Genomic DNA, 2,171 nt, shown 5'->3' on the forward strand with positions numbered 1-2,171 from the left:
CACCACACCCAGCGGAATCCGCAACAGCGCCGACACCTCAGCCACCGACCGAACCTGCCGACACAACTGACTGATCGCCTGATACTCCGGCGTGATATGCGAAAACTCCCGATGCTCAGCCGTCGCCGACGAGACGAGGGCCTCCATCGCGAGTTTGACCCTGGGCGCCGTGCGTCCACCCGTCACCGCGTACGGACGGACCGGCGAACCCGGATCAGGAGACGACGGCGCCTGCGGCTCGCGGCCGCCGCTGTTCCACCTGGGGTCCGTCACCTACATCACCTGGACTGGCTGGCGCGCAACTCGGCGCGCACCGCGGGAGTGAGCACCTGACCGGCGCGATCCACCATGAGCGTCATCTGATAGGCCACCAACCCCATGTCGCAGTCGGGGGCCGCGAGCACCGCCAGGCACGAGCCGTCGCTGATCGACATGATCAGCATCAGCCCTCGCTGCATCTCCACGATCGTCTGATTGACCGCGCCGCCCTCGAACACCCTGGCCGCCCCTTGGGTGAGGCTGACCAGGCCGGAGGCGATCGCGGCCAGTTGATCCGCCCGGTCCGCGGGGAATCCCGACGAGGCCGCGAGCGGCAGGCCATCGGACGAGACGACGACCGCGTGGGCGACGCCCGGAACGGTGCTGACGAAATCAGTGATCAACCAGTCGACACCGCGTGCGGCATGACTCAGGTCGTTCATGCGCCCTCCTCCCTGCTGTCGGCGTTCCTCGGGTCAGAGGGATACGCCTTGCCCTCGGTGATGTCGTCGCGTGCGGCCCGGAAGCCCTGCTGGAAGCTGGACAGCCGGTTGCGGACCCGGTCGGGCGACACCGACGGCATCGGGGTGACACCCTTCGGCGCCGACGCCGTGTCCGCCGAACCCGGCACCAGGTTCGCCTTCGGCACCCGCTTCGGCAGACCCGACGCCGTCGCCCCGTCACGCACCGGCTCCACCACGGCCTCCGCCTTGCTCCACCCGGCGTCGGCAGTGGCCGAACCCCAGCTGGCGCCGCTGGCGAACCAGGCGGACTCGACCGAGGCGAAGATCGGAAGGTACTCGTCACCGGCGGACGGCGGAGTGTTCACCGCCGGGATCGGACCGGTGTTCGCCGACTCGGTCTCCGGGAAGTCGTGCCGCGGCGGCCGGAGCGGCGGCCGGGTGAAGTCGTTGCGCTCGCGATGGTTCCACGGTGGCTGCCCGTCGGCGGGAGGGCGCCTGGGCAACCCGTTGCCCTCGCCCGGCCAGCTCCCGGGGGTGCGCGGCGGTGACTGCCAGACGTCGGCGTCGCCGAAGCCGGCGCGCGGGTCGGACGGCCAGCCGCCCGGTTCCGACGGCCACTGCGGCTGCATGGGCCAGCCGCCGTTGTGCTCGGGGGCCGGCGGGTTGGCGGAGCCTGGCGGGTTGGAGGAGTAGGAGGGGTGTCCGGGGCCCATCTGGTAGGTGCCGCCCTGCCAGGGCGGGACGGGCGCGGGAGAGGGGGCCAGTTGCGGCCCGCTGAAGGCGTCTTCCTGGGGCGGGCCCGAGTTGGCGTAGGCGGGCGACTGCGCGCCGAGCATCGACTCCGGCAGCAGCACCATCGCGGTCAGCCCGCCGGAGGCGTGCGGGCGCAGCTGCACCCGGATGCCGTGCCGGTGGGCCAGCCTGGCGACCACGAACAGGCCCATCCGGCGCGACACCGACACGTCGACGGTCGGCGAGTCGGTGAGCCGATCGTTGGCCTGGACCAGCTCTTCCTGGGTCATCCCGATGCCGGAGTCGGTGATCGACAGCATCACGCCGCCGCCGTCGATGCGGCTCCCCGACAGGGTGATGCGGGTCTCGCGCGGCGAGAAGGACAGCGCGTTCTCCACCAGCTCGGCCAGCAGGTGGATGACGTCGTTGACCGCCTGCCCGGCGACGGAGACGCCGTCGGGGACCTGCAGCACGACCCGCTCGTAACCTTCCACCTCCGACAGCGAGGCGCGCGTCACGTCGACCAGCTTGACCGGCTGGCTCCAGCGGCGCGGCGGATCCTGGCCGGCCAGCACCAGCAGGTTCTCGCTGTTGCGCCGCATACGGGTGGCCAGATGGTCCAGCTTGAACAGGTTGGCCAGCCGGCTCTCGTCCTGCTCGCCCTGCTCCAGCCCGTCGATCAGGGTGATCTGCCGCTCGACCAGCGTCTGGCTGCGC

At 71.3% G+C, this 2,171-nt stretch carries 3 protein-coding genes; all 3 read right to left on the reverse strand.

The annotated features are described in order from the left end of the window. The coding region (locus AB0C16_RS39900; RefSeq protein ID WP_357691331.1) for a DUF742 domain-containing protein at positions 1–273 on the reverse strand (273 nt) is incomplete at its 3' end. A gap of 5 nt (positions 274–278) precedes the next feature. Further along, positions 279–701: a roadblock/LC7 domain-containing protein gene (locus AB0C16_RS39905; protein WP_138667080.1), complete on the reverse strand. Its 423-nt coding sequence runs from the start codon at positions 699–701 to the stop codon at positions 279–281. Continuing rightward, on the reverse strand, positions 698–2,171 hold a 1,474-nt coding region (locus tag AB0C16_RS39910; protein ID WP_357691333.1), incomplete at its 5' end, for an ATP-binding protein. The genes AB0C16_RS39910 and AB0C16_RS39905, both read right to left, overlap by 4 nt.

Origin of the sequence: Nonomuraea sp. NPDC048916 (assembly GCF_040649575.1) — a bacterium.
In the GTDB taxonomy this organism is placed as follows: domain Bacteria; phylum Actinomycetota; class Actinomycetes; order Streptosporangiales; family Streptosporangiaceae; genus Nonomuraea.